Source organism: Bradyrhizobium sp. JYMT SZCCT0180, from assembly GCF_018130165.1.
GTDB lineage: Bacteria > Pseudomonadota > Alphaproteobacteria > Rhizobiales > Xanthobacteraceae > Bradyrhizobium.
Genome location: NZ_JAFCLZ010000009.1, coordinates 52,899 through 78,092, shown reverse-complemented (window position 1 = coordinate 78,092; position 25,194 = coordinate 52,899). Strand labels below are relative to the sequence as shown.

General features: G+C 61.8%; 31 protein-coding genes. 16 read left to right on the top strand and 15 right to left on the bottom strand.

From position 1 onward, the window contains the following. The first annotated feature begins 9 nt into the window (after positions 1 to 9). Positions 10 to 366, top strand: a complete 357-nt coding sequence (locus JQ641_RS15180; protein ID WP_211996758.1) for a hypothetical protein — start codon at positions 10 to 12, stop codon at positions 364 to 366. Beyond that, positions 311 to 868, top strand: coding sequence for a hypothetical protein (locus JQ641_RS15175; protein ID WP_502754963.1), 558 nt, complete (start codon positions 311 to 313; stop codon positions 866 to 868). Before JQ641_RS15180 ends, JQ641_RS15175 begins: the two co-directional genes overlap by 56 nt. A gap of 86 nt (positions 869 to 954) precedes the next feature. Here the strand turns inward: JQ641_RS15175 and JQ641_RS15170 are convergent, their stop codons facing one another. Further along, positions 955 to 1,173 carry a hypothetical protein gene (locus tag JQ641_RS15170; protein WP_192736082.1) on the bottom strand — a complete coding sequence of 73 codons (219 nt, stop codon included), beginning with the start codon at positions 1,171 to 1,173 and terminating at the stop codon, positions 955 to 957. Between the two features lie 59 nt (positions 1,174 to 1,232). Continuing rightward, the gene (locus JQ641_RS15165; RefSeq protein ID WP_192736083.1) at positions 1,233 to 1,631 is read right to left on the bottom strand and encodes a RidA family protein; all 399 of its coding nucleotides are present in this window, start codon (positions 1,629 to 1,631) and stop codon (positions 1,233 to 1,235) included. 170 nt (positions 1,632 to 1,801) lie between these two features. On the opposite strand from JQ641_RS15165, the gene JQ641_RS15160 reads away from it, so the two are divergent. Then, positions 1,802 to 2,680 (top strand): DMT family transporter, encoded by an 879-nt coding sequence (locus JQ641_RS15160; RefSeq protein WP_211996756.1) that lies wholly within the window; start codon positions 1,802 to 1,804, stop codon positions 2,678 to 2,680. A gap of 198 nt (positions 2,681 to 2,878) precedes the next feature. Further along, positions 2,879 to 4,300, top strand: a complete 1,422-nt coding sequence (locus JQ641_RS15155) for a caspase family protein (protein WP_211996755.1) — start codon at positions 2,879 to 2,881, stop codon at positions 4,298 to 4,300. 50 nt (positions 4,301 to 4,350) lie between these two features. On the opposite strand, the gene JQ641_RS15150 is transcribed toward JQ641_RS15155, so the two are convergent. The 3 genes from JQ641_RS15150 to cysK are packed head-to-tail and all read right to left on the bottom strand — an operon-like array spanning position 4,351 to position 5,956. After that, positions 4,351 to 4,713, bottom strand: coding sequence for a hypothetical protein (locus tag JQ641_RS15150; protein WP_249150458.1), 363 nt, complete (start codon positions 4,711 to 4,713; stop codon positions 4,351 to 4,353). 23 nt (positions 4,714 to 4,736) lie between these two features. Then, complete coding sequence (locus tag JQ641_RS15145) at positions 4,737 to 4,976, bottom strand: BrnA antitoxin family protein (protein WP_192736086.1); 240 nt, start codon at positions 4,974 to 4,976, stop codon at positions 4,737 to 4,739. A 2-nt stretch (positions 4,977 to 4,978) separates the two neighbouring features. Then, positions 4,979 to 5,956: a cysteine synthase A gene (gene cysK, locus JQ641_RS15140; RefSeq protein WP_211996754.1), complete on the bottom strand. Its 978-nt coding sequence runs from the start codon at positions 5,954 to 5,956 to the stop codon at positions 4,979 to 4,981. A 231-nt stretch (positions 5,957 to 6,187) separates the two neighbouring features. Here cysK and JQ641_RS15135 point away from each other — a divergent pair, with 231 nt between their 5' ends. After that, entirely contained in the window at positions 6,188 to 6,400 is a 213-nt protein-coding gene (locus tag JQ641_RS15135; protein ID WP_192736088.1) for a hypothetical protein, read from the top strand. 6 nt (positions 6,401 to 6,406) lie between these two features. Here JQ641_RS15135 and tgt read toward each other — a convergent pair whose 3' ends face one another. Continuing rightward, a complete protein-coding gene (gene tgt / locus JQ641_RS15130; protein WP_211996753.1) occupies positions 6,407 to 7,540 on the bottom strand; it encodes a tRNA guanosine(34) transglycosylase Tgt in 1,134 nt (377 codons plus the stop codon). 287 nt (positions 7,541 to 7,827) lie between these two features. On the opposite strand from tgt, the gene JQ641_RS15125 reads away from it, so the two are divergent. From JQ641_RS15125 to JQ641_RS15110, 4 genes are all read left to right on the top strand, one after another. Next, a complete protein-coding gene (locus JQ641_RS15125; protein WP_211996752.1) occupies positions 7,828 to 8,853 on the top strand; it encodes an aspartate-semialdehyde dehydrogenase in 1,026 nt (341 codons plus the stop codon). A gap of 68 nt (positions 8,854 to 8,921) precedes the next feature. After that, entirely contained in the window at positions 8,922 to 9,563 is a 642-nt protein-coding gene (locus tag JQ641_RS15120) for a glutathione S-transferase family protein (protein WP_211996751.1), read from the top strand. A 148-nt stretch (positions 9,564 to 9,711) separates the two neighbouring features. Next, the gene (locus JQ641_RS15115) at positions 9,712 to 9,873 is read left to right on the top strand and encodes a hypothetical protein (RefSeq protein WP_211996750.1); all 162 of its coding nucleotides are present in this window, start codon (positions 9,712 to 9,714) and stop codon (positions 9,871 to 9,873) included. A 243-nt stretch (positions 9,874 to 10,116) separates the two neighbouring features. Then, positions 10,117 to 10,707 (top strand): DedA family protein, encoded by a 591-nt coding sequence (locus tag JQ641_RS15110; RefSeq protein ID WP_211996749.1) that lies wholly within the window; start codon positions 10,117 to 10,119, stop codon positions 10,705 to 10,707. Positions 10,708 to 10,780: 73 nt separating this feature from the next. Here JQ641_RS15110 and queA read toward each other — a convergent pair whose 3' ends face one another. From queA to coaD, 5 genes are all read right to left on the bottom strand, one after another. Then, the gene (gene queA, locus JQ641_RS15105) at positions 10,781 to 11,857 is read right to left on the bottom strand and encodes a tRNA preQ1(34) S-adenosylmethionine ribosyltransferase-isomerase QueA (protein WP_211996748.1); all 1,077 of its coding nucleotides are present in this window, start codon (positions 11,855 to 11,857) and stop codon (positions 10,781 to 10,783) included. 127 nt (positions 11,858 to 11,984) lie between these two features. Then, positions 11,985 to 12,449 carry a peptidylprolyl isomerase gene (locus JQ641_RS15100; protein ID WP_211996747.1) on the bottom strand — a complete coding sequence of 155 codons (465 nt, stop codon included), beginning with the start codon at positions 12,447 to 12,449 and terminating at the stop codon, positions 11,985 to 11,987. Continuing rightward, complete coding sequence (locus JQ641_RS15095; protein WP_211996746.1) at positions 12,425 to 12,865, bottom strand: UCP034077 family protein; 441 nt, start codon at positions 12,863 to 12,865, stop codon at positions 12,425 to 12,427. The genes JQ641_RS15100 and JQ641_RS15095 overlap by 25 nt, the downstream gene beginning before the upstream one ends. A 3-nt stretch (positions 12,866 to 12,868) precedes the next feature. Continuing rightward, entirely contained in the window at positions 12,869 to 13,432 is a 564-nt protein-coding gene (locus tag JQ641_RS15090; protein ID WP_192736097.1) for a peptidylprolyl isomerase, read from the bottom strand. Between the two features lie 49 nt (positions 13,433 to 13,481). Next, positions 13,482 to 13,979 (bottom strand): pantetheine-phosphate adenylyltransferase, encoded by a 498-nt coding sequence (gene coaD / locus JQ641_RS15085; RefSeq protein ID WP_211996745.1) that lies wholly within the window; start codon positions 13,977 to 13,979, stop codon positions 13,482 to 13,484. A 357-nt stretch (positions 13,980 to 14,336) separates the two neighbouring features. On the opposite strand from coaD, the gene JQ641_RS15080 reads away from it, so the two are divergent. Beyond that, positions 14,337 to 14,594 (top strand): hypothetical protein, encoded by a 258-nt coding sequence (locus tag JQ641_RS15080; protein ID WP_192736099.1) that lies wholly within the window; start codon positions 14,337 to 14,339, stop codon positions 14,592 to 14,594. A gap of 408 nt (positions 14,595 to 15,002) precedes the next feature. Here JQ641_RS15080 and JQ641_RS15075 read toward each other — a convergent pair whose 3' ends face one another. Next, positions 15,003 to 15,209 (bottom strand): hypothetical protein, encoded by a 207-nt coding sequence (locus JQ641_RS15075; RefSeq protein WP_211996744.1) that lies wholly within the window; start codon positions 15,207 to 15,209, stop codon positions 15,003 to 15,005. A gap of 352 nt (positions 15,210 to 15,561) precedes the next feature. Here JQ641_RS15075 and JQ641_RS15070 point away from each other — a divergent pair, with 352 nt between their 5' ends. The 5 genes from JQ641_RS15070 to JQ641_RS15050 all read left to right on the top strand — a co-directional run bounded on the left by JQ641_RS15070 (position 15,562) and on the right by JQ641_RS15050 (position 19,363). Then, positions 15,562 to 16,281 (top strand): hypothetical protein, encoded by a 720-nt coding sequence (locus JQ641_RS15070; protein ID WP_211996743.1) that lies wholly within the window; start codon positions 15,562 to 15,564, stop codon positions 16,279 to 16,281. 158 nt (positions 16,282 to 16,439) lie between these two features. After that, entirely contained in the window at positions 16,440 to 16,616 is a 177-nt protein-coding gene (locus JQ641_RS15065) for a hypothetical protein (protein WP_211996742.1), read from the top strand. Further along, positions 16,613 to 16,969: a hypothetical protein gene (locus JQ641_RS15060; RefSeq protein WP_249150456.1), complete on the top strand. Its 357-nt coding sequence runs from the start codon at positions 16,613 to 16,615 to the stop codon at positions 16,967 to 16,969. Before JQ641_RS15065 ends, JQ641_RS15060 begins: the two co-directional genes overlap by 4 nt. 114 nt (positions 16,970 to 17,083) lie before the next feature. After that, positions 17,084 to 17,725, top strand: coding sequence for a class I SAM-dependent methyltransferase (locus JQ641_RS15055; protein ID WP_211996741.1), 642 nt, complete (start codon positions 17,084 to 17,086; stop codon positions 17,723 to 17,725). Between the two features lie 138 nt (positions 17,726 to 17,863). Then, entirely contained in the window at positions 17,864 to 19,363 is a 1,500-nt protein-coding gene (locus JQ641_RS15050) for an adenylate/guanylate cyclase domain-containing protein (RefSeq protein WP_211996740.1), read from the top strand. A 182-nt stretch (positions 19,364 to 19,545) separates the two neighbouring features. On the opposite strand, the gene gyrA is transcribed toward JQ641_RS15050, so the two are convergent. From gyrA to JQ641_RS15035, 3 genes are all read right to left on the bottom strand, one after another. Further along, entirely contained in the window at positions 19,546 to 22,275 is a 2,730-nt protein-coding gene (gyrA, locus tag JQ641_RS15045) for a DNA gyrase subunit A (RefSeq protein WP_211996739.1), read from the bottom strand. Between the two features lie 225 nt (positions 22,276 to 22,500). Then, on the bottom strand, positions 22,501 to 22,899 hold the full coding sequence (locus JQ641_RS15040) for a DUF2306 domain-containing protein (protein ID WP_211996738.1): 399 nt from the start codon (positions 22,897 to 22,899) through the stop codon (positions 22,501 to 22,503). A 343-nt stretch (positions 22,900 to 23,242) separates the two neighbouring features. Then, positions 23,243 to 23,734 (bottom strand): single-stranded DNA-binding protein, encoded by a 492-nt coding sequence (locus JQ641_RS15035; RefSeq protein WP_211996737.1) that lies wholly within the window; start codon positions 23,732 to 23,734, stop codon positions 23,243 to 23,245. A 475-nt stretch (positions 23,735 to 24,209) separates the two neighbouring features. On the opposite strand from JQ641_RS15035, the gene JQ641_RS15030 reads away from it, so the two are divergent. Further along, positions 24,210 to 24,971: an outer membrane protein gene (locus JQ641_RS15030; protein ID WP_211996736.1), complete on the top strand. Its 762-nt coding sequence runs from the start codon at positions 24,210 to 24,212 to the stop codon at positions 24,969 to 24,971. Positions 24,972 to 25,194 lie beyond the last annotated feature (223 nt).

Genomic DNA, 25,194 nt, shown 5'->3' with positions numbered 1-25,194 from the left:
AATTGATCCATGCGTTCCAACCGCATCAGCAAGCTGTTTTTGACTTCGTTTCTTGCCATCGCTGCCTTCGCGGCCGCTCCCGCCGCCGCCCAGCAGCCCTATGACGGGCTTTGGCAGGTTACCGTCGTCACCAAAACCGGCACTTGCGATGCGCGCACCGCATCAACCGTCACCGTCAGCGACGGTAAGGTAACGGGGTCCGGCGCCCCGGTTTCCGGCACCGTGAGTTCCGGGGGACTTGTGCGAGTCTCGATCAATGGTGCATATGCGAACGGTCAACTCAGTGGCAACTCCGGATCGGGGAAATGGAATGGGGCATCAGCTGGTGTACCGTGTAGCGGTCGATGGGAAGCGTCCCGTCAGTAAGACAAGCCGAACATCAGAATTCTTCGCCTATCCGCGGCGGCTGACAGTTGCAGCCGTCGCGTTTTTTATGACTTCGCTTGCAGTCCCAGCAAGTTACGCCCAGTCCTCCGGGCCCTACGCCGGCATGGCCGGCAAGTGGGCCGGCGCCGGCACCGTCACGCTGGACGACGGATCGAACGAACGCATCCGTTGCCGCGCGGTCTACGACGTTGCGGGCCCCAAGATGGACATGAGCCTCACCTGCGCGAGCGACGCCTATAGGTTCAACCTGACGGCCAACGTGGTCGACCAGGGCGGCGCGATCGTCGGGCAGTGGAGCGAAACCAGCCGCGGCATCACCGGCAGCCTGCAGGGCCGCGGCGGCGGCGGCAACTTCCAGGTCACGGCCGCCACCGTCGGCTTCAACGCCAACATCGCGCTCAAGACAGCCGGCAACAAGCAGTCCGTCAGCATCCGGGCCGACAGCCAGTTCCGCGCCGCCAATATTTCGCTTTCGAAGTAAACCGCAGCGGTCCGCGCCCCTGTCGCCAATACCAAATCGCCCGCTGAAGAGCGGGCGATTTTCGTTATGAGCGGTATTTGCGGTGACTAGCCGGTTTTGGGCGTCCCGAGCCTCGCAGCAGTATCCTTGATGGTCTTTGCGATCAGCAGGGCCTGTTCCTTGTTGAAGGCAAAATCCTGCACCCCGTTATGGGTCGTGAGCGATAGCACCATGATGTCGGGTTGCGCTTCGGGCCAGCCGGTTGCGAAGGCCGTCACGAAACTCGCTGAAGTCGATCGGGCTTCTGAGGTCGAGCGGTTGGTCATGATCTTATGTTTCCTGTGGTGTTCGAGCGCGCCTTAAGTCCGAGTCAGGACTTGGGCACTTAAGACTTGGGCACGTAAGCGGTGACTTCGAGTTCGACCTTGGCCCTGGCATCGACCAGTCCGTCGATATAGAGCAGCGTCGATGGCGGGAAGTTGCGACCGAGCGTCTCCTTCCAGGCCGCGCCGATGCCGGCGCCGGCCGCTTCATATTCGCTGCGGCTGGTCAGATACCAGGTCAGGCGAACGATATGTTCGGGACCAGCCCCTGCCTCGCCAAGCAGCTTGATGACCCGCTTGAGAGCCGTGCCGACCTGGGCGGCCATGTCGGGGTGATAATCGCCCTTCTCGTCGCCGCCGGTCTGGCCGGCCAGCACGATCCATTTGCCGGGACCATCGACCTCGACACCGTGTGAAAAGCCGCGGGGTTTCGACCATTCGGCCGGTTGTAGGATACGCATGGATAAGTCCTCCTGAGACGGGCCGATCCTTAGCACCGATCCAGCACGGCCTCCCACAGCGAAATTGGCGTCCACGCATCGCTGCGTCCGCAGATTTGCACGTTGCAAATCGCCGAGCGCTCGCCGATACCCGCCTGCCCCTCTAAGCCAGCCAACTCAGCCGCGAGCGCATGGACCGCACACCTTCCAAATCACTGGCCGCGCTGTGGATGTCGGGCTGGCTCGCATTGATGCTGATCATCGTGGTCGCTGGCCGCGAGGCGATGCGGGAACTGAATGTGTTCCAGCTGATGGAGATGCGCACCATCCTCGGGTTCTTCATGCTGTATCCGCTGATCCGGGCCAGCGGCGGGTTCTCGGTGTTGAAGACCACACGGCTGCACATGCATGTCGTGCGCAACATCATTCACTACGGCGCGCAACTCGGCTGGTTCTTCGCGCTGACGCTGATCCCGATCGGTCAAGTCGTTGCGATCGAATTCACGATGCCGATTTGGACCGCCATCCTGGCGGCAATGTTTCTCGGCGAACGCATGACGGTGTGGAAGGTCGCCGCCATTGTGCTCGGAGTCGTAGGCGTCGTGATCATCGTTCGTCCCGCCACCGGCGAGGTCAATCCGGGACAATTGATTGCGCTCGCCGCCGCCGTGGGCTTCGGCGTTTCGGTCGCGATGGTCAAATCGCTGACCCGCACCGAACAGGCGGTCGCGATCATCTTCTGGATGCTGGTGGTGCAATCTGTGGCCGGATTTTTTCCTGCGCTCTATGTCTGGAAGTGGCCTCCGGCCTATATCTGGGGCTGGGCCGCGGTGATCGCGTTTTGCGGCACGTTCTCGCATTACTGCATGGCGCGAGCATTGCGGCATGCCGACGCTACAGTGGTGATCCCGATGGATTTCCTGCGGGTTCCCCTGACCGCGACCGTCGGCTGGCTGGTCTATGCGGAGCGGCTCGACCTGCTCACCGTGCTCGGCGCCATCCTGATCCTGGCGGGCAATTTGCTGAACCTGCGGCCGGCCAGTCCGGTTCCCGCGCGGGCAGCAACCTGAATTGGGATTTTACCCACCAAATTGTGATCTGAATCTCATGAGATCTTGGATAGATTCAATAGTTTAAGAACGAATCATACGGCTCCCGGATCTGGGCAGACGGCCCATTTTTCTGGCGCGGTGTGTATTTTTTTCGTGTAACCTGCGGCCAACGTTGCCGCCGAAATCTTTTTCGATTCTGCCAGGGGGATTTTTCTGATGCGCTTCCCAACCCTTGTCCTTTCCCTGATCTGCATGGTCTTCACCGCCGGCGCCGCCAGCGCCGAGAGGCGGGTTGCCTTCGTAGTCGGGAACGGCACCTACAAGCACGTCGCCGCGTTGCCCAATCCATCGATCGACGCGAAGGCGATGGCGGGCGCGTTGCGCAATGTCGGTTTTGAAGTGGTCGAAGGCTCCAACCTGACCCGCGACAAGATGACGGAAAAGCTGCTCGACTTCGGCAAGAAGGCGCAGGGCGCCGACGTGGCCGTGTTCTTTTACGCCGGCCACGGGATCGCCGTCGGCGGCACCAATTATCTGCTGCCGATCGACGCCGACATCAAATCGGAAATGGACGTCAAGCTTGGCGCAGCCATCAATATCGACCTTACGCTCGACCAGACCATGAGCGATGCCAAGGTCAAGCTGGTGCTGCTCGATGCCTGCCGCGACAATCCGTTCGCGGCCAAGATCAAGTCCAACGCGCCGTCCACCCGCAGCGTGTCGGTGCAAACCGGCCTTGCCGAAATGAAATCCGGCGAAGGCACGCTGATCGCGTTTGCGACCGGCCCCGGCCAGACCGCGCTTGACGGCAAGGAAGGCGGCAACAGCCCGTTCACCCGCGCGCTGCTCGCCAACCTCACCCAGCCCGGCGTCGAGCTTCAACAGGCGATGACCAAGGTCCGCGCTCAGGTCCAGGAGGAAACCAACAAGGGTCAATTGCCCTGGGGCAACACCAATCTGACCGGCGCGGTTTACCTGAACGGTGCGCCCGCGCCTGCCGCGCCCGGAACCGCGCCGGCGGTGGCCGCCGCTGCACCGGGCAGCGACGTCGAGCTCGAGTTCTGGCGTTCGATCAAGGATTCGAGCAAGCCGGAAGAGCTCAACGCCTACGTGGCTCAGTATCCCAACGGTCAGTTCAAATCGCTGGCGCTGGCACGGATCGCCTCCCTTGAGAGCAAACCGGACAATGCCACGCGCAACCTGTCCACCGGCATCGATCCGGCGACGTTCAAGGACGAAGCGAACCAGGTCACCGAGGATCAGATCGGCCTCGACAAGGGCCAGCGCCGCGACATCCAGCGCCGCCTGAACGGTCTCGGCTTCGACACCAAGATGTCCGGCACCTTCGATGCACCGACCCGGGCCGTGATCACGCGATGGCAGGCCGCCCGCGGCTACCCCAAGAGCGGCTACCTCAACAGGCTGCAACACAAGGCCCTGCTCACCGAGATCGTGGCGGCGCCGCCGACCGCGAGTTCTGACGAGGAGCGGCCGAAGCGCCGCGCTACCAGCGGCGGCGGCCAGCAGCAGGCACAGCCGCAGCCGCAGCCTCAGCCTCAACGCCAGTATCAGAGTAATCCCGATCCGGCCGGCGCCGGGCGCTTCATCGGCGGCGTCGTGGGCGGCATGCTGCGCTAAGCGCTCAAAGACAATTCACAGCAAAAAGCCCGGGATCATCCCGGGCTTTTTCATTCGGAGCTGGGGTTGGACAGCCCCAAGCAATCCGCGCGGCCTTCGGCAAGTTTGACGAATTTGTCGCCGCCCGACGTCAGCCGGCACATCTCCACTTCCTTGCCCGCGGGCACCGACTTGGCACAGGTGATCTGCGGATTGTTGTCGTATTTGGTGGTCGAGAATCGGCACGTGACGATGCAGGAAGCGTGGCTGGCGAGCGGGTTCGTCATCGAGATGCTGGCGATCTCCTCGCCCGGCAGGATCGTGCAGGTGAACGGCGCCTGATCCGCCATCGCCGGATCGGCGAGGCAGCCGCCGATCGCCAATCCGACGCAGCTCAAGGCAACGAGCCGGAAGCGGGCCAGGACGGGACGCATTCGTGCGGATCTACTCGCGGGGTCTATTTGCCGGCGGCCTTGCGCAGCGCCGCGTTGATCCGGTCCTGCCAGCCGGCGCCGCCTTCCTGGAAATATTCGAGCACATCCTGGTCGATGCGCAGCGACACCAGTTCCTTCACGCCGGGAAGCGCCGTCGGCTTCGGTGGCGCCTCCACCACCTTGGTGGTGGTGCGCTTGAACGCCGCCTCGGCCTCGCTGCGGGCGTCGTTCAGGGTCCTCGGCCGTCTCGGCTGGTCCGCCATCGCTAAATTCCTTCAAACAATACGGTCGACAGATAACGTTCGGAGAACGACGGCACAATGGCGAGGATGGTCTTGCCGGCGGCCTCCGGCCGCTTGCCGATCTCAAGCGCGGCGGCGATCGCTGCGCCCGAGGAGATGCCGCCCGGAATGCCCTCGTTGCGCGCCAGCGCGCGCGACATTTCGATCGCGGTCGCCGAGTTGATCTTGACGATTTCGTCGATCACGGAACGATCCAGAATGTCCGGAATGAAGCCGGCCCCGATGCCCTGGATCTTGTGCGGCGTGTGCTGTCCACCCGACAGCACCGGGCTTTCCTCGGGCTCGACGGCGATCACGCGCAGCGAAGGCTTGCGCGGCTTCAGCACCTGGCCGACGCCGGTGATAGTGCCGCCGGTGCCGACGCCTGCGACAAAGAAATCGATATTGCCGCCGGTGTCATTCCAGATTTCCTCCGCGGTGGTGCGGCGGTGAATTTCGGGGTTGGCGAGGTTCTTGAACTGCTGTGGCATCACGGCGTTCGGCGTCGTGCGCACCAGCTCTTCGGCGGTCGCGATCGAGCCCTTCATGCCCTGCGCCGCCGGCGTCAGCACGATCTCGGCGCCGAGGTAGGCCAGCATCTTGCGCCGCTCGATCGACATCGATTCCGGCATCACCAGTTTCAACCGGTAGCCTCGCGAGGCCGCAACGAAGGCCAGCGCAATGCCGGTATTGCCGGAGGTCGGCTCGATCAGCACGGTGTCGGCGTGGATCACGCCGGCCTTCTCCATCGCGATCACCATCGCCGCGCCGATGCGGTCTTTGACGCTTGCCGCCGGGTTGAAATATTCGAGTTTAGCTAAAATGGTAGCGCTGACACCGTGGGCTTGCGGCAGTTTGCGCAAGCGGACGATCGGCGTGTCGCCGACGGCATCGACGATGCTGTCGAACACCCTGCCCCGTCCGGGACGGTGCACTGCACCCGTGGCTGACGATGCCTCCATCACAACGCTCCTATGGTGATAATATGCCCGGAATTCAGGGCTCTCTTACTTAGGAGGTGGCCGAGCTGATGCGCAAGTCCGAAACGTCAGAGTCAAAATTCGCTGCATCGCAAAATCGAAAGTTCGCCGATAACGTTGTTCCAACGCATTTGTGTTGCGACAACGTCAAATAAATCGGTTTATACTTTCGTCGTGAGTTGAGCTTCCGCTTCAGATCGCCAGGAGGTCACGATGCCAGCAGTTGCTGAAGTCCTGTCCGTCGCGTCTAGGCCCGACCCGCGTGGCTGTGATTTACCGACCTGCCCGGTATGTGCGGATTCCATGGTGGCCGCGGAAGCTTCCGCCTACATGTATGACAACGTCATCGGTTATCTCTGGACCTGCGATACCTGCGGTTACGGCTTCGTGACCAAGCATTCGATCCGGAGGTTCGCCTGTAACTGAGGTCCCTTACCTCGGAGCAATGTCACCGCGCGCCCATTCGGCGCGCGTTTGTATTTTGAACGCTTCAAAGCTTCCGTTGCCGATCGCGTCCCGCATGCCCTGCATCAGACTCTGATAGTACGCGATATTGATTTCCGACAGCAGCATGGCACCCAGGGTCTCGCCCGACCGCACCAGATGATGCAGGTAGGCGCGCGAGTATTCGCACGTCACCGGCCACGTGCTCTCCTCGTCCAGCGGCCTCGGATCGTCGGCGTGGCGGGCATTGCGCAGGTTGATCTGGCCGAAGCGCGTAAACGCCATGCCGTGCCGGCCGTTACGGGTCGGCATCACGCAGTCGAACATGTCGATGCCGCGCGCCACCGCCTCCAGCAGATCCTCGGGCGTGCCGACGCCCATCAGATAGCGCGGACGATCCTGCGGAAGCCGGGGCGCGGTCTCCTCGATCATGGCCAGCATCACCGCCTGGGGTTCGCCGACCGCAAGGCCGCCGATCGCGTAGCCGTGGAACCCGATCTCTACCAGTCCGCGCGCACTGGCGTGTCGCAGCCCGGGCACGTCGCCACCCTGCACGATGCCGAACAGCATGTAGCCGGAAGGCGCACTCTCGAAGGCGCGCTTTGAGCGCTCGGCCCAGCGCAACGAAAGCTGCATCGCGCGTTCGATGTCGGCACGTTCAGCCGGCAGCCGCACGCATTCGTCCATCTGCATGGCGATATCAGAGCCGAGCAGCCGCTGCACCTCGATCGATCGTTCCGGCGACAGTTCGACCTTGGCGCCGTCGATATGCGAGCGGAAGGTCACGGCGTGCTCGGTCACCTTGCGCAGCTCTGAAAGCGACATCACCTGGAAGCCGCCGGAATCGGTCAGCATCGGCCCCTGCCAGCCGGTGAACTTCTGCAAGCCACCAAGGGCTGCGATCCGCTCGGCCCCCGGCCGCAGCATCAGATGATAGGTATTGCCGAGCACGATATCGGCGCCGGCATCGCGTACCTCGCGCCAGTGCATGCCCTTCATCGCGCCCGCGGTGCCGACCGGCATGAAGGCCGGCGTACGCACCACGCCGTGGGGGGTGGAGAGCCGGCCGAGCCGGGCCTGGCCATCGGTGCCGAGCAGTTCGAAATGATTGGGTACGTCCATGGGTGAGCTTATGGCGTAACAGACGCGCCCTGTTCAACAGGCCATTCGGCCCCGTTTGGGCCGATTTTCGCTCCAAAACCCGTTGACGGCGGCACAAGTCTCCCGCATAAGTCCGCCCCATGAACGCGACCACCAAACGCACCGCAAAAACCAAAGCACCCTTGGGGGGCTCGGGAGCCGTGCGCGCGTAACCTGACGATCGCATCATCTGAACCGAAGCCCCGCCTGAAAAGGACCGGGGCTTTTTTTATTGCCTGCAGCTTACTCAAACCAAAGGAAAGACGAACTTGAGCAACGATCCAGTAGTGGCCATTGTCGGCGTGACCGGCGCCGTCGGGGCCGAATTCATCGCCACCATGGACAAGCGCAATTTCCGCGTCGGCAAGCTGAAGGCGCTGGCAAGCGCGCGCTCGGCCGGCCAGACCATCAACTTCCGCGGCGAGCAGGTGGTGATCGAAGAGCTCACCCCGCACTCCTTCCACGGCGTCGACATCGCCCTGTTCTCGGCCGGCGGCAGCATTTCGAAGAAGTATGCGCCGATCGCGGTGAAGTCGGGCGCGGTCGTGGTCGACAACTCGTCCGCCTTCCGGATGGACCCGGATGTGCCGCTGGTCATTCCCGAGATCAACGCGGACCGCATCCGCGACCACAAGGGCATCATCGCCAACCCCAACTGCTCGGCGATCACGGCGCTGGTGCCGCTGTGGCCGATCCACCGGCAAAACCGCATCAAGCGCATGATCATCTCGACCTATCAGGCCGCCAGCGGCGCCGGTGCGGCGGCGATGGAGGAACTGAAGGAATCGACCCGCGCCAGCCTCGAGGGACGGCCGTTCACGCCAAAGGTGATCCCGCTCCCCTACGCCTTCAACGTGTTCAGCCACAACACCGCGATCGATCCTGACACCGGCTACAACGACGAAGAGACCAAGGTCATCAAGGAGACGCGGAAGATTTTCGAGGACGAGAAGATCGCGATCGGCGTCACCTGCGTGCGGGTACCGGTGCTGCGCGCGCATTGCGAGGCCATCACTTTCGAATGCGAGCGCCCGATCTCGGAAGACGACGTCCGCGCGATCCTGTCGAAGGCGCCGGGCGTGAAGATCGTGGACGATCGGGCGAAGAATTACTTCCCGATGCCGATCGACGCGTCAGGCCAGGACGACGTGTTGGTCGGCCGCATCCGCAAGGATCTCAGTGATCCCACAGGCCATTCGATCGCGATGTTCGTCTCGGCGGACCAGCTGTTGAAGGGCGCCGCGCTGAACGCGGTCCAGATTGCGGAGCTGTTGCCGCAGCGCGCGATGGCGTGACGTGAACGCGTGGGGTAGGTTAGACGCCGCTAACCGACCCCACGCTTTTGTGCGCGAGGAGATCGCTGATGATACGGCTTTACTACTATCCCGGATTCATCAGCCTCGTTCCGCACATATTGCTCGAAGAAATCGGGGCTCCGTACCAGCTCATTTTCGTCAATCTGAGCGGCGGCGCGCACAAGGGACCCGATCATCTCCGACTGAATCCAAACGGTTTGATCCCGGTCCTCGTGCAGGATGACCTGGTCTTGTACGAATCCGCAGCTATCTGCCTGCATTTGGTCGATACCCATCCGGGTTGTGAGCTGGCTCCGGCCATAGGGACTGGCGAACGCGCACACTTTTACAAGTGGCTGTTGTGGTCCTCGAGTACGTTACAGCCAGCATTGTCGATGTATCTGCATCCCCATAAATGGGCCAACGATCCAGCCATGTTCCCCGAGTTGCGAACGTGTGCTGAACAGAAGGTGTATGGCTTGTTCGATTTGCTCGACGGTGCGCTCGAAGCTCACGGCGGCCCGTGGCTGTTGGGTGATGCTTACTCGGCAGTTGACGCGTGTGCGCTGACCCTGTGTCGATGGTCACGTGGAATGCCGCGTCCGGGAGCAAGCTGGCCCCATGTCGGGCCGTACTTGAATCGCATTCTGGCCAGACCTGCGGTTCAACGCGCGCTGCAACAGGAGCATTTGCAAGAACCCTGGCTTTGACCGATCGCATGCCGTCGAGTTGACGCGCCTTCCTTGCGTCGCCGGAAATGGGAAACTCCTGACATCGATGAGGAGTGCGTCGCGCCTGCTGGCTTCACGGCGAATCGTTGGTAAAGTTCGCGATCGCTACCGAACTTGAAGGCTGACGATGCCGAAGCGAAGCTGGGCGTATCTCCTTGGGCTGGTCTTGATCTGCGCGATAGCCGGATCGGGGTACTATTATTACAAGAGCAAATGCCACGGCATGGATGAATGCGCCGCTCAAGCCGCCGAAGGCCGGGAGCGGGACAAGCCGAGCGAGCCGCGTTGATCGACCTATGAAAGACCGACAGACCGCAGTGGTGGCGCGTTTCCTGCGCCCCTGGGCACGCCACAGCGCACATGTGTCGGTGGGTTCGCTGCGTTCTGGCCACCCTACGCCCTGCGCGAATATGCCCATAAACCCGGCCTGCCTTTTGCTTTCAAATGCTCCCGCAGCGTAGTAGCGTTTGGGCTGGTCCCCCGGCGACGACAGGACGTGTCACCGGGGGATAGTCGTCAAAGCGGGGCTGATTTGCTGTTTCCGACCGATCTCGCATCGTTTCTCGATCTCATCCGCCAGCACGGCGATGCGGCCTACAGTCTCTTGTTTGCTTATGCGGCCTCGCACAGCCTGCTGCTAACGCTGTTCGCGGGCTACGCCGCGCATGCGGGCGCACTGAATTTCGGCACGCTGATCATGGTTTGCTGGCTCGGCACCTTCACAGGTGACGTGATCCGGTTCTGGATCGGGCGGCGTTATGGCACACGCTGGCTCGGATCGTTTCCGAGGCTGGAACGTGCCGTCCAGATCGCAGCCCGACTGGCCGACCGTCACTATGCCTGGATGATCCTGTTCCATCGTTTTCCGCACGGCATTCGCGGCGTCGCGGGCTTTGCGTATGGAATATCGCAACTGCCCTGGTCTACTTTCCTGGCGTTCAATTTCGTCGCGGCGGGACTGTGGTCGTGCACGGTGGTCTCGGCCGGCTACGCTTTCGGTCAGGTCTCGGAGAAAATGATGAGCGATGCTTCCTCCGGCGTGGCCTTCGCGCTGCTGGTCGTGTTCCTCGGCCTGTCCTGGTTCTTGAGCAAGAAGCTCGAGCGCGCCGTCGAGCGAAGCTAAGCTAAAGCGTTTTCGAGCGAAGTGGATACCGGTTCGCGTAAAGAAAACGCGTCAAAAAAAACAAGAGCGTCGATCACTCCCGCGCGCGAAACAACAGGCACGCATCGCCATAGGAATAGAACCGGTAGCCGCCGGCGATGGCGTGCGCATAGGCCTGCTTCATCGTCTCCAAACCGCTGAACGCCGACACCAGCATGAACAGTGTCGAGCGCGGCAAATGGAAGTTGGTCAGCAAAATATCGACCGCGCGAAAGCGATAGCCCGGCGTGATGAAGATCGCGGTCTCCGCGCCAAACGGCTGGATGGTGCCGTCCTCGGCGGCCGCGCTTTCGAGCAGCCGCAACGATGTGGTCCCGACCGCGACGATGCGGCCGCCTTTGGCGCGGGCGGCATTCAAGGCGGTGGCTGTCTCGGCCGAGATCAAGCCCCATTCGGCATGCATCCGGTGTTCCGACGTTTCTTCCACCTTGACCGGCAGGAAGGTCCCTGCCCCGACATGCAGCGTTATCCGATGCAGTCCGACGCCGCGCTCGCGCAGCGCCGCCTCCAGCGCCGGCGTGAAATGCAGCCCTGCGGTGGGTGCCGCGACCGCCCCTTCATTGGCCGCGAACATGGTCTGGTAATCGGCAGCATCGCGATCGTCAGGCGTGCGCTTGGAAGCGATGTAGGGCGGCAATGGCGGCGTACCGAGGTCGGCGATCGCCTGATCGAGCGTGGGTCCATGAAACGAGAACGACAGCGTGATCTCGCCCTCCTCGCCCTTCGCCTCGACCTCGGCATCGAGATGGCCGAGCAGGCAGACCTTGCCTTCATTGCCGAAGCGCACCACGTCGCCCGGCGCCAGCTTCTTGGCCGGCTTGACCAGCGCCCGCCAGCGCGAGCCGTCGAGCCGCTTGATCAGTGTTGCCTCGATCTTCGGTTCGGTCTCGCGACCGATGCGGCGTCCCCTAAGCTGAGCCGAAATGACCTTGGTATCGTTCACGACAAGCTGGTCGCCTGGCTGCAGCCAGTCCGGCAGTTCGGCCACGGCCCGGTCGTGCAACACGCCGTCCGGCTGCACCACCAGCATCCGCGCTGAATCGCGCGGGCTCGCCGGTCGCAGCGCGATGTTGGCGGGGGGCAGTTCGAAGTCGAAGAGATCGGTGCGCATGGCGCAATGCGCTCCAGCGTAACCCAGGGACGTCAGATGCGAACCACAATGCGCAATTGCGCATTGTGGAATCTCGAGATTCCGGATTGCCGTGCTTTCGCACGGCCTTCGGAATGACGGCTGATGATCAGCCCGCGTCGGCCGCCATCGTGGCCTTGACGATCTTGTCTGGGTTCTGCACCGGCTCGCCGCGCTTGATCTTGTCGACGTTCTCCATACCGTCCGTGACCTTGCCCCAGACCGTGTACTGGCCGTTGAGGAAGGACGCGTCGTCGAAGCAGATGAAGAACTGGCTGTCGCCGGAATCCGGGCTCGCCGCGCGCGCCATCGAGGTGGTGCCGCGCACGTGCGGCTCCTTGTTGAATTCGGCCTTCAGCTTCTTGCCGGAACCGCCGGTGCCGGTGCCGTGCGGGCAACCGGTCTGCGCCATGAAGCCCTCGATCACGCGATGGAACACGATGCCGTCGTAAAACCCTTCGCGCACCAGTTCCTTGATGCGGGCGACATGGCCCGGCGCCAGATCCGGGCGCATCTCGATGGTGACGGGACCCTGCGTGGTCTCAAGGATCAAAGTATTTTCTGTGGCTGCCATGCTCTTCTCTCATCAGGTTTGGGTGGACGTTTGCGGGTTCGAAAAGGGATCGCCAGAGGCCGGCCGGCAACGGCACCGCCCAGTCCCTCGGTAAATGGCAACGGCGTACAGCGTTGCAATGTTTCCATCACCGCGATGCGGTATTTGAGCCGGTCGTTATCGCTGGCGTGTTCCGATTCATAGGTAATCTTGGGCTGGCCGAGAATGGCGCCGGCGCGGTTGAAGCTGACGACCACGGTGATGTCGATCGGGTTGGCTTGCGACAGCGGCGGCGGCTTCCAGCACGAATGCAGCCGCACAAAGATGTCCTTGAGCGTGTCGAGTTGCACCGGTTGTGCCGAGGCCGGCACCGTCGATGCCAGGCACAACAGCAGCGCGGCAAACCCGAGGAGCGGCTTGCTGCGCGACGTTGTCATCGCTCACTTGATGTCGGATGCGACTTGCACCTTCACCATCTTGTCTGGGTCGGTGACGCTGCCACCTTGCGATCCCGGCGGCGCCTTTTTCAGCTTGTCGACGACATCCATGCCGGACACGACCTCGCCGATCACGGTGTACTGGCCGTTCAGGCTCGAGCCTTCCGCGAACATGATGAAGAACTGCGAGTTCGCGGTATCGACGCTGTCGCCGCGCCGCGCCATGCCGACGATGCCGCGGGTGAACGGCACCTTGGAGAACTCCTGCTTTAGGTTCGGATATTTCGAGCCGCCGGTGCCGTTGAAGTTCTGGCCGTCGCCGGTCTGCGCCATGAAGCCGTCCATCACGCGATGGAACGGCACGTTGTTGTAATAGCCCTCGCGTGCGAGCTGCTTGATGCGCTCGGCATGCTGGGGCGCGAGGTCGGCCCGCAGCTTGATCACGATGCGGCCTTTCGTCGTGTCGATCACGACCGCATTGGCCTTGTCGAGATTGGCCGGCAGCGGCTGGGCGATCGCGGGAGCCGCGCAAATCAGCGCGGCGACAAAAGCAAGAATGCGGATCATGAAAACTCCGGGATCGAATGAGTAAGGCGTTGGGAGCGCGCGAGGCGCGCTAGCCGGCGAATTTGGCCTTGAGCTTGGCTGCGATCGAGGGCGGCACGAACGCGGAGAAGTCGCCGCCCATGCCCGCGATTTGGCGCACCAGTGTGGCGGTGATCGGGCGGACCGCGGGGGACGCCGGGACGAACACCGTATGCACCTCAGGCGCCATGGTCTGGTTCATGCCGGCGATCTGCATCTCATAGTCCAGGTCGGTGCCGTCCCGCAGGCCCCGAATCATGATGCTGGCGCCGGCCGCCCGGGCCGCCGTGACCGTCAGATTGTCATAGGTGCTTGTCTCGAAGGTGCAACCGGCTTTCTTGGCGATCGGCGCGCAGACCGCCTTGAGCATCTCCAGGCGTTCTTCGGTCGAAAACAGCGATTTTTTGCCGGGATTGATGGCAACGGCGACGATCAGATGGTCGCACAGGGTGACGGCATGCTGGACCACGTCCAGATGGCCGTTGGTGACGGGGTCAAAAGAGCCGGGATAGAGCGCGATACGGGGCATAGAACCCTCCTAACCCGCCCCGGGCGGCCCGGCAAGCGGGCCAGTTTGTTGTTTTGACGCGTTTTCTTCACGGCTACCGGTACCCACCCCGGATCGAGCCCGGCGCAGGCTTCGCTCGAAACCGCTCCGGTTCCCCGCAGACCCGCCTTTTTATTTGGGATCGGCCAATGAACCACTTTTGGGGTCGGCGCGTCTGCTTAGGCGAGCCGGCAATGTTTCGTCCCACCTGGGCGACGAAACAAAACTCGGCCCGGACGAAACCATTTTCGGGCTTGGCGAAGACACCCGGAAACGCCGCCTGGGTACACATCCATCCAACGAAACGACGGGCCGAACGGCCCATGACAGGGGACCGTCATGATCAAGGCACTTACCGCAATCACCTTTGCCGCGCTGATCGCCACCGCATTGACCATTTTGCCCGGTTTTGCCCCCTCGGTTGAAGCCAGCGTGCCGCAGGCGCTTGCGAAGGGTGACCGCCTCGACATCCGCACCGTCGGCAAGGATTGCTCGCAGCAGGCTTGGCCGAATTTCGAGGCCTCCTGCCTTCGCGCCGCCGGTTCCAAGTCGTTGATCCGGGAAGCTCGCCTGGTTACCGCCGACCGCACCCCATAAGGCTCGTCGATCCCACCAATTTAGTCGTCAGATTGCTCTGATTTGAAGTCCTCGGGATGCCCCCCCGAGGACTTCGGCGTTTCAGGAAGCCGCATCCGTTTTAGGGAAGGATCATTGCTGCGATCGACGCGCTCGGGCCCTGTCGTCCCAGCGGCTCAGCATTTGAGCCAGATCGCCATGCGCCTGTTTGGTAGGAGCCTGGTTGGTATTCGCAGGGCGCGGCCGTCCCGCCTCTACGTAGTTCTTCCATCTGCGGGCGCTCTCACGCCGTTTTCGGGACATGCGGTCACGCGTATAATATCCAGCAGCGTAAGCCACCCCGAGCAAAACCAGAATAGCAAGGACGTCCAGCATCTCATGTGCTCCGCGCGCAGGGCCTGAGGGGGCCGGACAGACAATCGGACATGATCAAGCAATCATCCAGATCATGAGCTTCCAGAACGACAGACCGAGCAAATACAACCACCCCGTCATCAAGGGAACGACGAGCGCAGCGTAAAGTGCGGCGACAAGGACGCTGCCGAGATCGGATCGGCCCGCACTCTCTACACGGCTTTCCGCGACTTTTGGGTGACGCGGTTCGACATCGATCGTGACGCTCGGATATGCCGACATGACTGAGTTCCACCTTGATCGACCACCAGCCGGCGGTCGAGTTAGCGGCGACCTTTGGCGAAAGTTTGGTGCGGTGGAACCAGGCTCTGGAATGCCGCAGCGTCACCAGGCATTCCATCGAATCCGCTTCCACCATTCGCGAGGATAGCTCTCAATCTGTCATATCGCGGCAAGGTCGGACGGCGTAACTTAGCCGCACAAAGCGGTATGTCCACGAGCACGGCTACCCCGGGGCACGCCGCCCTCGTCACCGGCGCGCCCACATATATCGGCAACCAACGCCGACCGCCTAACCAGACCGAACGTCGGCCTGATCCTGACTGATTTCTCTTGAGGATTGGAGACGAAAGCCATGAACGAGCTGCTTGCGAAAGTTCTCGATGCGCACGGCGGTCTGGAGCGCTGGCAAAGATACAATAAGGTCGAGGCCACCATGGTCACGGGCGGCGGCCTCTTTCCCCTCAAAGGCCTGTTGCAGGATAGCAATCCGCGGCGCATGACCGTGTGGCTGCATGAGGAGCGCTCGTCCGTCACGCCGTTCGGGGCTCCCGATCAGCGGACCATGTTCACGCCGGATCGGATCGCCATCGAGAAGCTCGACGGTACGCTGGTCGCCGAGCGATACGCGCCTCGGGATTCGTTCGCCGCCCATCAGATGCACTCACCCTGGGATCCGCTGCACCGTGCCTACTTCAACGGCGAAGCCGTGTGGACATATCTGACGACGCCATTCCTGCTGGCGATGGATGGGGTCCGTGTCGAAGAGACCGAGCCCTGGCGCGAGGGGCCCGAGACCTGGCGCGTGCTGCGCGCCCGCTTCCCCGGCTGGATGGAAACCCACTGCATGGTGCAGGACTTCTTCTTCGGCGAGGACATGATGCTGCGCCGTCATGATTACAGCGTGAACATCGCGGGCGGCTTTCCGGCCGCGCAACTCACGTCTGCGCATATCGAAGCCGGCGGTATTCGCCTTCCGAGCATGCGGCGCGCTTACGCTCGCGGTCCCGATCGCAGACCCGTCACGGACATGCTGCTGGTCTCAATCGACTTCAGTGCGATCGCCTTCACGTAGTCATCCGCCGGTCGAGGCCGCCGAGGTTGAGCACCGAGGTTCCACATTGAAACAAAAATTGATCGAATAAGGCAGAATAACGGGGATATTTCCCAAAAGCGTCTTGATTTTCCGCTCCGCTTTTTCTGGGGCGCGTTTTGTTTGATGGGTAAGAAGACATGACCGATCAACAATTGACAGTTCAGGCAATTAGCGAAGCACAACGCATACTGGAAGATTACCTTCGGCCCTGGCCGCAGAACAATGAAACTATCCTCGACAGCTTGGTGGAAGTTCTCGGCCGCCCCGATTTGGTGGTCGCTGTAAGCCGCTTGCAGCAACAGGCGCGCAAATGAGGAAACTCCCACCAATCGCCCTGGCCGTTTGGATTGCTACGTTCTTGCCAGTTGGGATGCCAGACGCGCAGGCCAAACAACAATGCAGCGCCGCGACGCCGTCAAATACGCACGGGCGCTGGTGGTCCTATCGTCTGATCGATGGACGAAAGTGCTGGTACGAAGGCAAGCCCATGCTGTCGAAAGCGTTGCTGGAATGGCCCAAGGAAGCATCCCCGCAACCCGTTTCCGCCGCAAAAGTTACAACCGCAGCCACAGAGAAGTCCGGCAATCCATTGGACGCCCAAGCCTGGGCACTGAAGGACTTTGATACTTTCGAAGCGCGATGGCGCGAACGGGTGAGCATGCAATAGGCACTGCCGCCAAAGGCAAGGTTTTAAGCACCGGTATCTCGCCAACGCGCCACAGACATTTGGTTCTTGGCGACTGGGAATATTGCTCGTCTTTCAACCAAGCGGAAACCAGCCATGCGAACGGCTGCAGATTTCAATCTCTTTTACGCGACCCCTGACCCCTGGCATATTTCCCACGCGCAATTCAGGGACAAGGTGTTGCGCCGATGCCTGAAGCCATTCATCCGGGACAAATCCGTTCTTGAACTCGGCTGCGGCGAAGGCCACTTGACGCAAGCTATCTTTGACAAAGCACGATCGGTGGTTGGCATCGACATCAGCGACGTAGCAATCGCTCGCGCCAAATCGCTAAGCCTGCCAAATGCCCGATTTGAAAGCGCTGATTTCTTGCAAGCCTCATTCGAGGGGTACGACGTGATCGCAGCCCTCGAATGCGTCTACTATCTGTCCCTGCCGGAGCGGGAAGCGTTTTTGGAGAAGGTCGCCAGAGAGCACTCCGGCAAGATACTTTTGCTTTCGGGTCCAATCGTCGACTACAGAAGACACTTCGGTCACAAGCGATTGATGTACGAGTTCACGGCTCTGGGGTTCGCTCCCCTCAGACTTCATAACCTGTCCGTCTACTGGCATCCGCCTTCATCTCGAGTTATCGCCGGCCTGATCAAGCTGCCACTTGGATACACCTTGCTTGATTGGATACCGGAGCCGATGATCTATCAAAGGCTGTACGCGCTTCGAGCACCGAAGCAGCGCTGACTGGATTGTTCGATAACCCGACAACGCGACTTCATGTGGTCTCTGCCGGAACAAGCAACTCGTCGACGCACGCGACTGCAGTGTCCGAGTTGGGTCATTGGCGGATGTAACCGCGCCCTTTCGCCATGAGGTGGCAAGATGAACGAGCTATCGCTAGTCAATGACAGCCTTCTGAAGCAACGCCTCACTGAGCTGGACTCAATAGCGAGCTGGACGCCGCATATCCTTTCGGACCTTGAGCGATTTGTTCGCACCGCCGGCGACTATGATCTCTTTCGCGTCAATCCTATTAAATACGCGACAGCTAACGGCCTATGTGAGTCCGAAGGAATCGAGCTATTTGTGTACGCCGCGAAAGTCGGCCTGTTCGAGATGCAGTGGCTGCTCACCTGCGCCTATTGCCCGCAGGTTGCAGGCAGTTTTCGGGAGCTAGACCAGGTCCACCCACGTTTCCAGTGCGAGTTCTGCAATGCGCTCAACGATGTGGCGCTCGACGACTACATCCAGGTCACGTTTACGATCTCGAATGCCGTCCGCGATATCGTATTTCGTCATCCTGAGATGCTGTCCGTGGAGGACTACTACCTGCGTTATAACTTTTCCAAGGACTTCAAGCCTCCGCACGGAATGACGCACGAGCAACTCGTCGCAGCACTCTCACGGGGATTTGCCGATATCGAGGCCAATCAGCAGAGCAGGTTCGAATTTGACGTAACCGCCGGCCGTTTCGAGGTGCTCGATCTCAGCCACAAGCTGCTTCTGGTTTTCTTTGCGAACGGTGAACCGGCGGAACCCCAGGCGACGCTAGTCCGGCTCGAGTCGGGTCGGTTCATAGTTCCCGATCGGTCGACTGGGCCGAGAGAAATGAGTCTTGGCGACGGGCGCTTTGCGTTTCGACAGACGACCGATCTTAGCCCCGGCAAGCACACCATTCAGATCGAGAACCGCACGAGCGATCGCGGACGCTTCTGGTTCCTCCAATACCCCTACCAGTTCGAGCCCCATCTGGTCGAATATGAGCCGTTTCTTTCCGGCAAGCGGCTGCTGCTCACCCCGTGCTTCGGCGAACTCTACAAGACACAGTTGGTGGATGAGCGGGAGAGCCTGGCAGTCTCCGACATCACCTATCTGTTCACCGATCTAAAGGATTCCACCCCGTTGTATGAAAGCGTTGGCGACGTGAATGCCTATTTTCTCGTGCGTCAGCACTTCGACATCTTGAACAAGATCATTCGGGAGCGATCTGGTACCATGGTCAAGACGATCGGCGATGCTGTCATGGCTGGCTTCGAGCGTCCGAAGGACGCTGTTCTCGCGTCAATCGAGATGATCGAAGAACTGTCACGGTTCAACCAAACTGCTTCACGACCACTCGGCCTCAAGGTCGGTGTGCACAGAGGCAGAGCCATCGCCGTAAGGCTCAACGACCGGATGGACTACTTCGGGCAGGACGTGAACATCGCCGCCCGCGTGCAAGGTCTCGCCCGCGTCAACGAAATTTGCCTGACGGAATCGGTGATGGAGGCTCCCGGAGTCAGTGACATCGTCAAAGGACGACCGGCGTCGCGCGACTACGAGAACTTGAAGGGCATCGGCCAGAAGATGGAAATTTATCGGATTGAAATCTCTCCGGTGTAGAAACGAACGATCGCTGGCCCGCTTCGCGGCAGGCCCGCAAGCTGCCAGACCGACATACCGCTTGTCGGCATCAGGCTGGCGCGCCCGACACGACTAACGAGCGTCCAGCAATCCGACTTCCGTCAGGCTCACCTCAAACCGAATCCGGCTCCACTGAAATGAGACCGCGCCCTGACAGGGCGCTAGCCGCCATTCCCGTTCTCGCCATTCTCGCCGTCGTCACCGATATGCTCGACGGAGACGACATGCTCGTCCTCGGCGGTGTCGAACACGATCACGCCTTGCGTCGAGCGGCCGGCGATGCGGATGCCCTCGACCGGACAGCGGATCAACTGCCCCTTGTCGGTCACCAGCATGATCTGGTCGCTATCCTCGACCGGGAACGACGCCACCAGCTTGCCGTTGCGGTTGTTGACCGACATCGCGACGATGCCTTTGCCGCCGCGCCCCGTGGTGCGGTATTCGTAGGACGAGGTGCGCTTGCCGAAGCCGTTGACGGACACGGTCAGCACCACCTGCTCCTGCGCCGACATTTCGGCATAGCGCTCCTGGGAGAGCTGGAGCGTACCTGAAATTTCCTCGGCCTCGACATCGGCGGGCTCCTCAGTGCCGGTCTCGCCGGCCACCGCGCGGCGCATCTTCTGGTACGCCGACCGCTCGTCCGAGGTGGTCTCGACATGGCGCAGGATCGACAGCGAGATCAGCTTGTCGTTTTCGGCAAGCGCAATGCCGCGCACGCCCATCGAGGTGCGGCCGGTAAAGACGCGCACATCGGTGACGGGGAAGCGTATGCACTGGCCGCCGGCGGCCGTCAGCAGCACGTCGTCGCGCTCGGTGCAGATCTGCACGTCGACGATCGCCTCGCCCTCGTCGAGCTTCATGGCGATGATGCCGGAACGGCGGACATCGACGAAGTCGGACAGCTTGTTGCGGCGGACGTTGCCGCCTGTCGTGGCGAACATCACGTCGAGATTACCCCAGGAGGATTCATCCTCCGGCAGCGGCATGATGGTGGTGATGCGTTCGCCCTGCTCCAGCGGCAGGATGTTGATCAGCGCCTTGCCGCGTGCGTTCGGCGCCGCCATCGGCAGCCGCCAGACCTTTTCCTTGTAGACCTGGCCGCGCGAGGAGAAGAACAGCACCGGCGTATGGGTCGAGGCCACGAACAGCCGGCTCACAAAATCCTCGTCGCGGGTCTGCATGCCGGCGCGGCCCTTGCCGCCGCGGCGCTGCGCCCGGTAGGCCGACAGCGGCACGCGCTTGACGTAGCCGGCATGCGAGACCGTGACCACCATGTCTTCGCGCTGGATCAGGTCTTCGTCCTCGACCTCGTCTTCCTGCTCCATGATGACGGTCTTGCGCGGGGTGGCGAAATCGGCCTTCACCTCGGCGAGCTCGGCCTTGACGATGGCCTGCACCCGCGCACGCGAGCGCAGAATCTCGAGATAGTCGGCGATCTCCACCGCGAGCTTGTCCAGTTCCTCGGAAATCTCCTCGCGGCCCAGCGCAGTCAGGCGCTGCAGGCGGAGGTCGAGAATGGCCTTGGCCTGCTCGAACGACAGCCGCGCGGTACCTTCAGCGGTCATCCGGTGCCGGGGATCGTCGATCAGGGTGATCATCGCCTCGACATCCCGCGCCGGCCAGTCCCGCGCCATCAGGCTGTCGCGGGCGGTGGTGGGATCGGGCGAGGCACGGATCACGCGAATGATCTCGTCGATATTGGCGACGGCGATGGCCAGACCGACCAGGATGTGGGCGCGGTCGCGGGCCTTGTTGAGCAGGAACTTGGTCCGGCGCGTGATGACCTGCTCGCGGAACGCGATGAACAGCGTCAGCAGGTCCTTCAGGTTCATGGTCAGCGGGCGGCCGGAATCCAGCGCCAGCATGTTGGCCGGGAAATTCGATTGCAGCGGCGTGAAGCGATAGAGCTGGTTCAGAACGACGTCCGGCACCGCTTCGCGTTTCAGTTCGACGACGACGCGGAGGCCCTCGCGGGACGATTCATCGCGCAGGTCCGAGACGCCCTCGATCTTCTTCTCGCGCACCAGTTCGGCGATGCGCTCCACCATGGTGGCCTTGTTCACCTGGTAGGGAATTTCGGTGATGATGATCGCTTCGCGGTCCTTGCGGATGGTGTCGATCGCGACCTTGCCGCGCATCACGATCGAGCCGCGGCCGAGGTGATAGGCCGAACGGATGCCCTGGCGGCCGAGGATGATGCCGCCGGTCGGAAAATCGGGGCCGGGTACGATGTTGATGAGGTCGTCGATCCCGAGCGCGGGGTTGTCGATCAGCGCCGTGCAGGCGTCGATGACTTCGCCGAGATTGTGCGGGGGGATGTTGGTCGCCATGCCGACGGCGATGCCGCCGGCACCGTTGACCAGCAGGTTCGGGAACTTGGCCGGCAGAACCGACGGCTCTCTCTCCGAATTGTCGTAGTTGGCCTGGAAGTCGACAGTGTCCTTGTCGATGTCGCCGAGCACGGCGAGCGCCGATTTCGTCAGGCGCGCTTCGGTATACCGGTAGGCTGCCGGGGGATCGCCATCGACCGAGCCGAAGTTCCCCTGCCCGTCGATCAGCGGCACGCGCATGGAGAATTCCTGCGCCATCCGGACCATCGCGTCGTAAATCGACTGGTCGCCGTGCGGATGATATTTACCGATCACGTCACCGACGACGCGCGCGGATTTGACGTATTTCTTGTCCGGCGTGTGCCCCTGCTCGTACATCGAGTACAGAATGCGGCGGTGCACCGGCTTGAGGCCGTCGCGGGCATCCGGCAGCGCACGCGCCACGATCACGCTCATGGCGTAATCGAGGTAGGAGCGCTTCATCTCGTCCAGAATGGAAACGGGACGAATATCGGAAGGCACCGGCGGCTCGCCGGGCTTGTTCTCATCGTTGTCAGACAAAGGGGGATCCGGTCAGTTCTAGGCTGGGAATCATATAGCGTATCGGGGGGCTTTTAACCACCCCAAGCCGCTCCCGGCCAGCTGTTTTTCCCTTCGTTTTTTCATGGACTTACAGGACCCGCGGCGCCTTTCTGGCAAGCCAGCGCGCCAGCCATTTCCAGGGCACCGATGCGGCCGTCTCCGGGATGAAATTTGCCTCGTCGAAACCGGTGTTCCCTGCTTCGCCTATTGGCCGAAAACCACCGCGTGCATGATCCGCCCGGGAACGAAGGTGAACAGCCCCGCAACCACCAGCGCGCCGGCAAAGATCGAGATCATCGTGATCTTGTGGCCACGGACCTTGTGCCGGCGGGCGTACCAGACGCCGAGCGCCAGCATGATCGGCGTGAAGATCGACAGCAGATGGATCGGGCTCCAGGGACCCAGCAACCTGATCTCGTGGATCCAGAACGAGGAGATCGCGACAACGGCCATCAGGCCGACCCAGATCCAGCCCAGCGTCCGGTGCGGCAGCGTTCCCTTCGGGGCCGCGAACTGGACCACGCCCAGCGCGAACGCCGCCATGGCCGCAAAGGCATGAAGCGGGATCGCGGGAGCAGCCTCCAGCAGTGGCGCGAGCGACATTTGAAACTCCGGGATCGTTGCGGGACCCGGTCAAACGAGCCTTCGCGTCATGCGGCCCATCCTTGCAGCAATCTTTCCACCGTCAAGTTAAATCTTTCCAGTGTCAAGTTGATGGCAGCGCACTTCCACCACCGGATCAACGGGCTATCGTCCCGCCTCAAAAATTGCCGCCAACCCCTTAGAAGCGCACGATTCCGCCGTGGCCGGGCTTGTCCCGACCATCACGGCTTCGTTGCTACGCAAGATATGCGGATGCGCGGGAAATCTGACGCGAAGAACTGCTTCGCGCTCCACCCAGGCAAGACGATCCGGTTAGAGCACCCTCCCGACGGAGGCCTTCACCTTAGAACGGGATATCGTCGTCCATGTCGTTGTTGCGCCCGGTGCCGGCGGCGACCGCGCGGCGCGGCGCGGAAGTGGCCTGGCCACCGCCAAAATCGCCGCTGGAATCGTCGGAGCCAAAACTGCCACCCCCGCCGCCGGAGCGGCCGTCGAGCATGGTCAGGGTCGAATTGAAGCCCTGCAGCACCACTTCGGTCGAGTATTTCTCGACCCCGCTCTGGTCGGTCCATTTGCGGGTCTGCAGCGCGCCCTCGATGTAAACCTTGGCGCCCTTCTTCAGGTACTGCTCGGCGACCTTGCAGAGCCCTTCATTGAAGATCACCACGCGGTGCCACTCGGTCTTTTCCTTGCGCTCGCCGGTACCCTTGTCGCGCCAGGTTTCCGAGGTCGCGATGCTCAGATTGGCGATCGGCCGCCCGTCCTGTGTCCGCCGGATTTCCGGATCCTTGCCGAGGTTTCCGACCAGGATCACCTTGTTCACGCTTCCCGCCATCGTCGCTCTCCACTCAAAATCGGTACCAAAAAACTGCTGCGCCACCGCTGCGATCGGCCGGCACGGGCCGCCCGATTGGCCGCCTCATCCACATCAGGGACATTTGAGACGACCCTATACGCCCGATGGCCGCCCCGACTTAGCGATCCCTCGGCAATCCAGCGGTTATCCACATATAGCATCGCCCGAGGTATTGTTCCAGTTTTGTTCTGCGCAACCTCAGGTCATCCACACCCTGCCGGTATTTCGGTATTTGCTGCGTGCCCGGGGGCCGCGTCCAGCCAGAGTTGCGCGGCGGATTTTCTGAACAAATCATTACCTTGAATCGCCCTCACTTCGCCCGCGAGTGTTGCATTTCAGAGACGGCATTTCCGGTTGAGCTAGCGTATGAATCTACCCAACGGCGCGGCGCTCGCGTCTTGGACGAAACGCTTCGGGACCAACGAGAAGCGAACAAGGACTGGGGACTTTTGAAATGAAGAAGTTTTTGCTTGGTACTGTTGCTCTCGTTGCCTTTGCGGCTCCCGCTGCTGCGGCTGATCTCGCTGCGCGTCCTTACACCAAGGCGCCCCCGATGGTCGTGGCCATCTACGACTGGAGCGGCTTCTACATCGGCGCCAACGGTGGTTGGGGTTCGAGCCGCAAGTGCTGGGACATGAACAGCTTCCTCGGCGTTGCGGTTGCGCCGGCCCTCAACGAAGGCTGCCATGATGCAAGCGGCGGCACCGCCGGTGGCCAGATCGGATATCGCTGGCAGTCGAGCGCTTGGGTGTTCGGCCTGGAAGCTCAGGGCAACTGGGCTGATTTCAAGGGTTCGAACTCGAGCCTCCAGCTCATCGCGCGCAATGAATCGAAGGTCGAGGCCTTCGGCTTGTTCACCGGCCAGATCGGCTACGCCTGGAACAATGCGCTGCTCTATGTGAAGGGCGGCGCTGCCGTGACGAGCGACAAATACGCCGGCTACACGCTTGCTGGCTTGGCATTCGACAGCGCCAGGGAAACCCGCTGGGGTGGAACGGTTGGTGTCGGCCTCGAGTACGGCTTCGCCCCGAACTGGTCGGCTGGCGTCGAATACAACCACATGTTCCTTGGTCACCGTGACGTCGGACTGTCATCGACTGGCCTGCTGTTCGCTGCGGGCGCTGCGAGCCGCACCGACCGCATCAGCCAGGACGTCGACGTCGTCACCGTCCGCGTCAACTATCGCTGGGGCGGCCCGGTCATCGCGAAGTACTGAGCTTCGCTAAAATCCAAAACGGAATATTGAAAAGGCCGGCCTCGCGCCGGCCTTTTTGTTTGCGGTTTGTCGGCCGCTCCGCTGCCACCTGCTGCCATTGCAGTTCCCAGGCAACTCCTTGCAAAACAAACCGTTGATGGCTCGCTGCGAGCACTGGAAATCCCGCGCCGTTCTTCCTACGTTCCAGCTTTCTGCCATCGGCGCCCGGCCTAGGTCTTCCCTG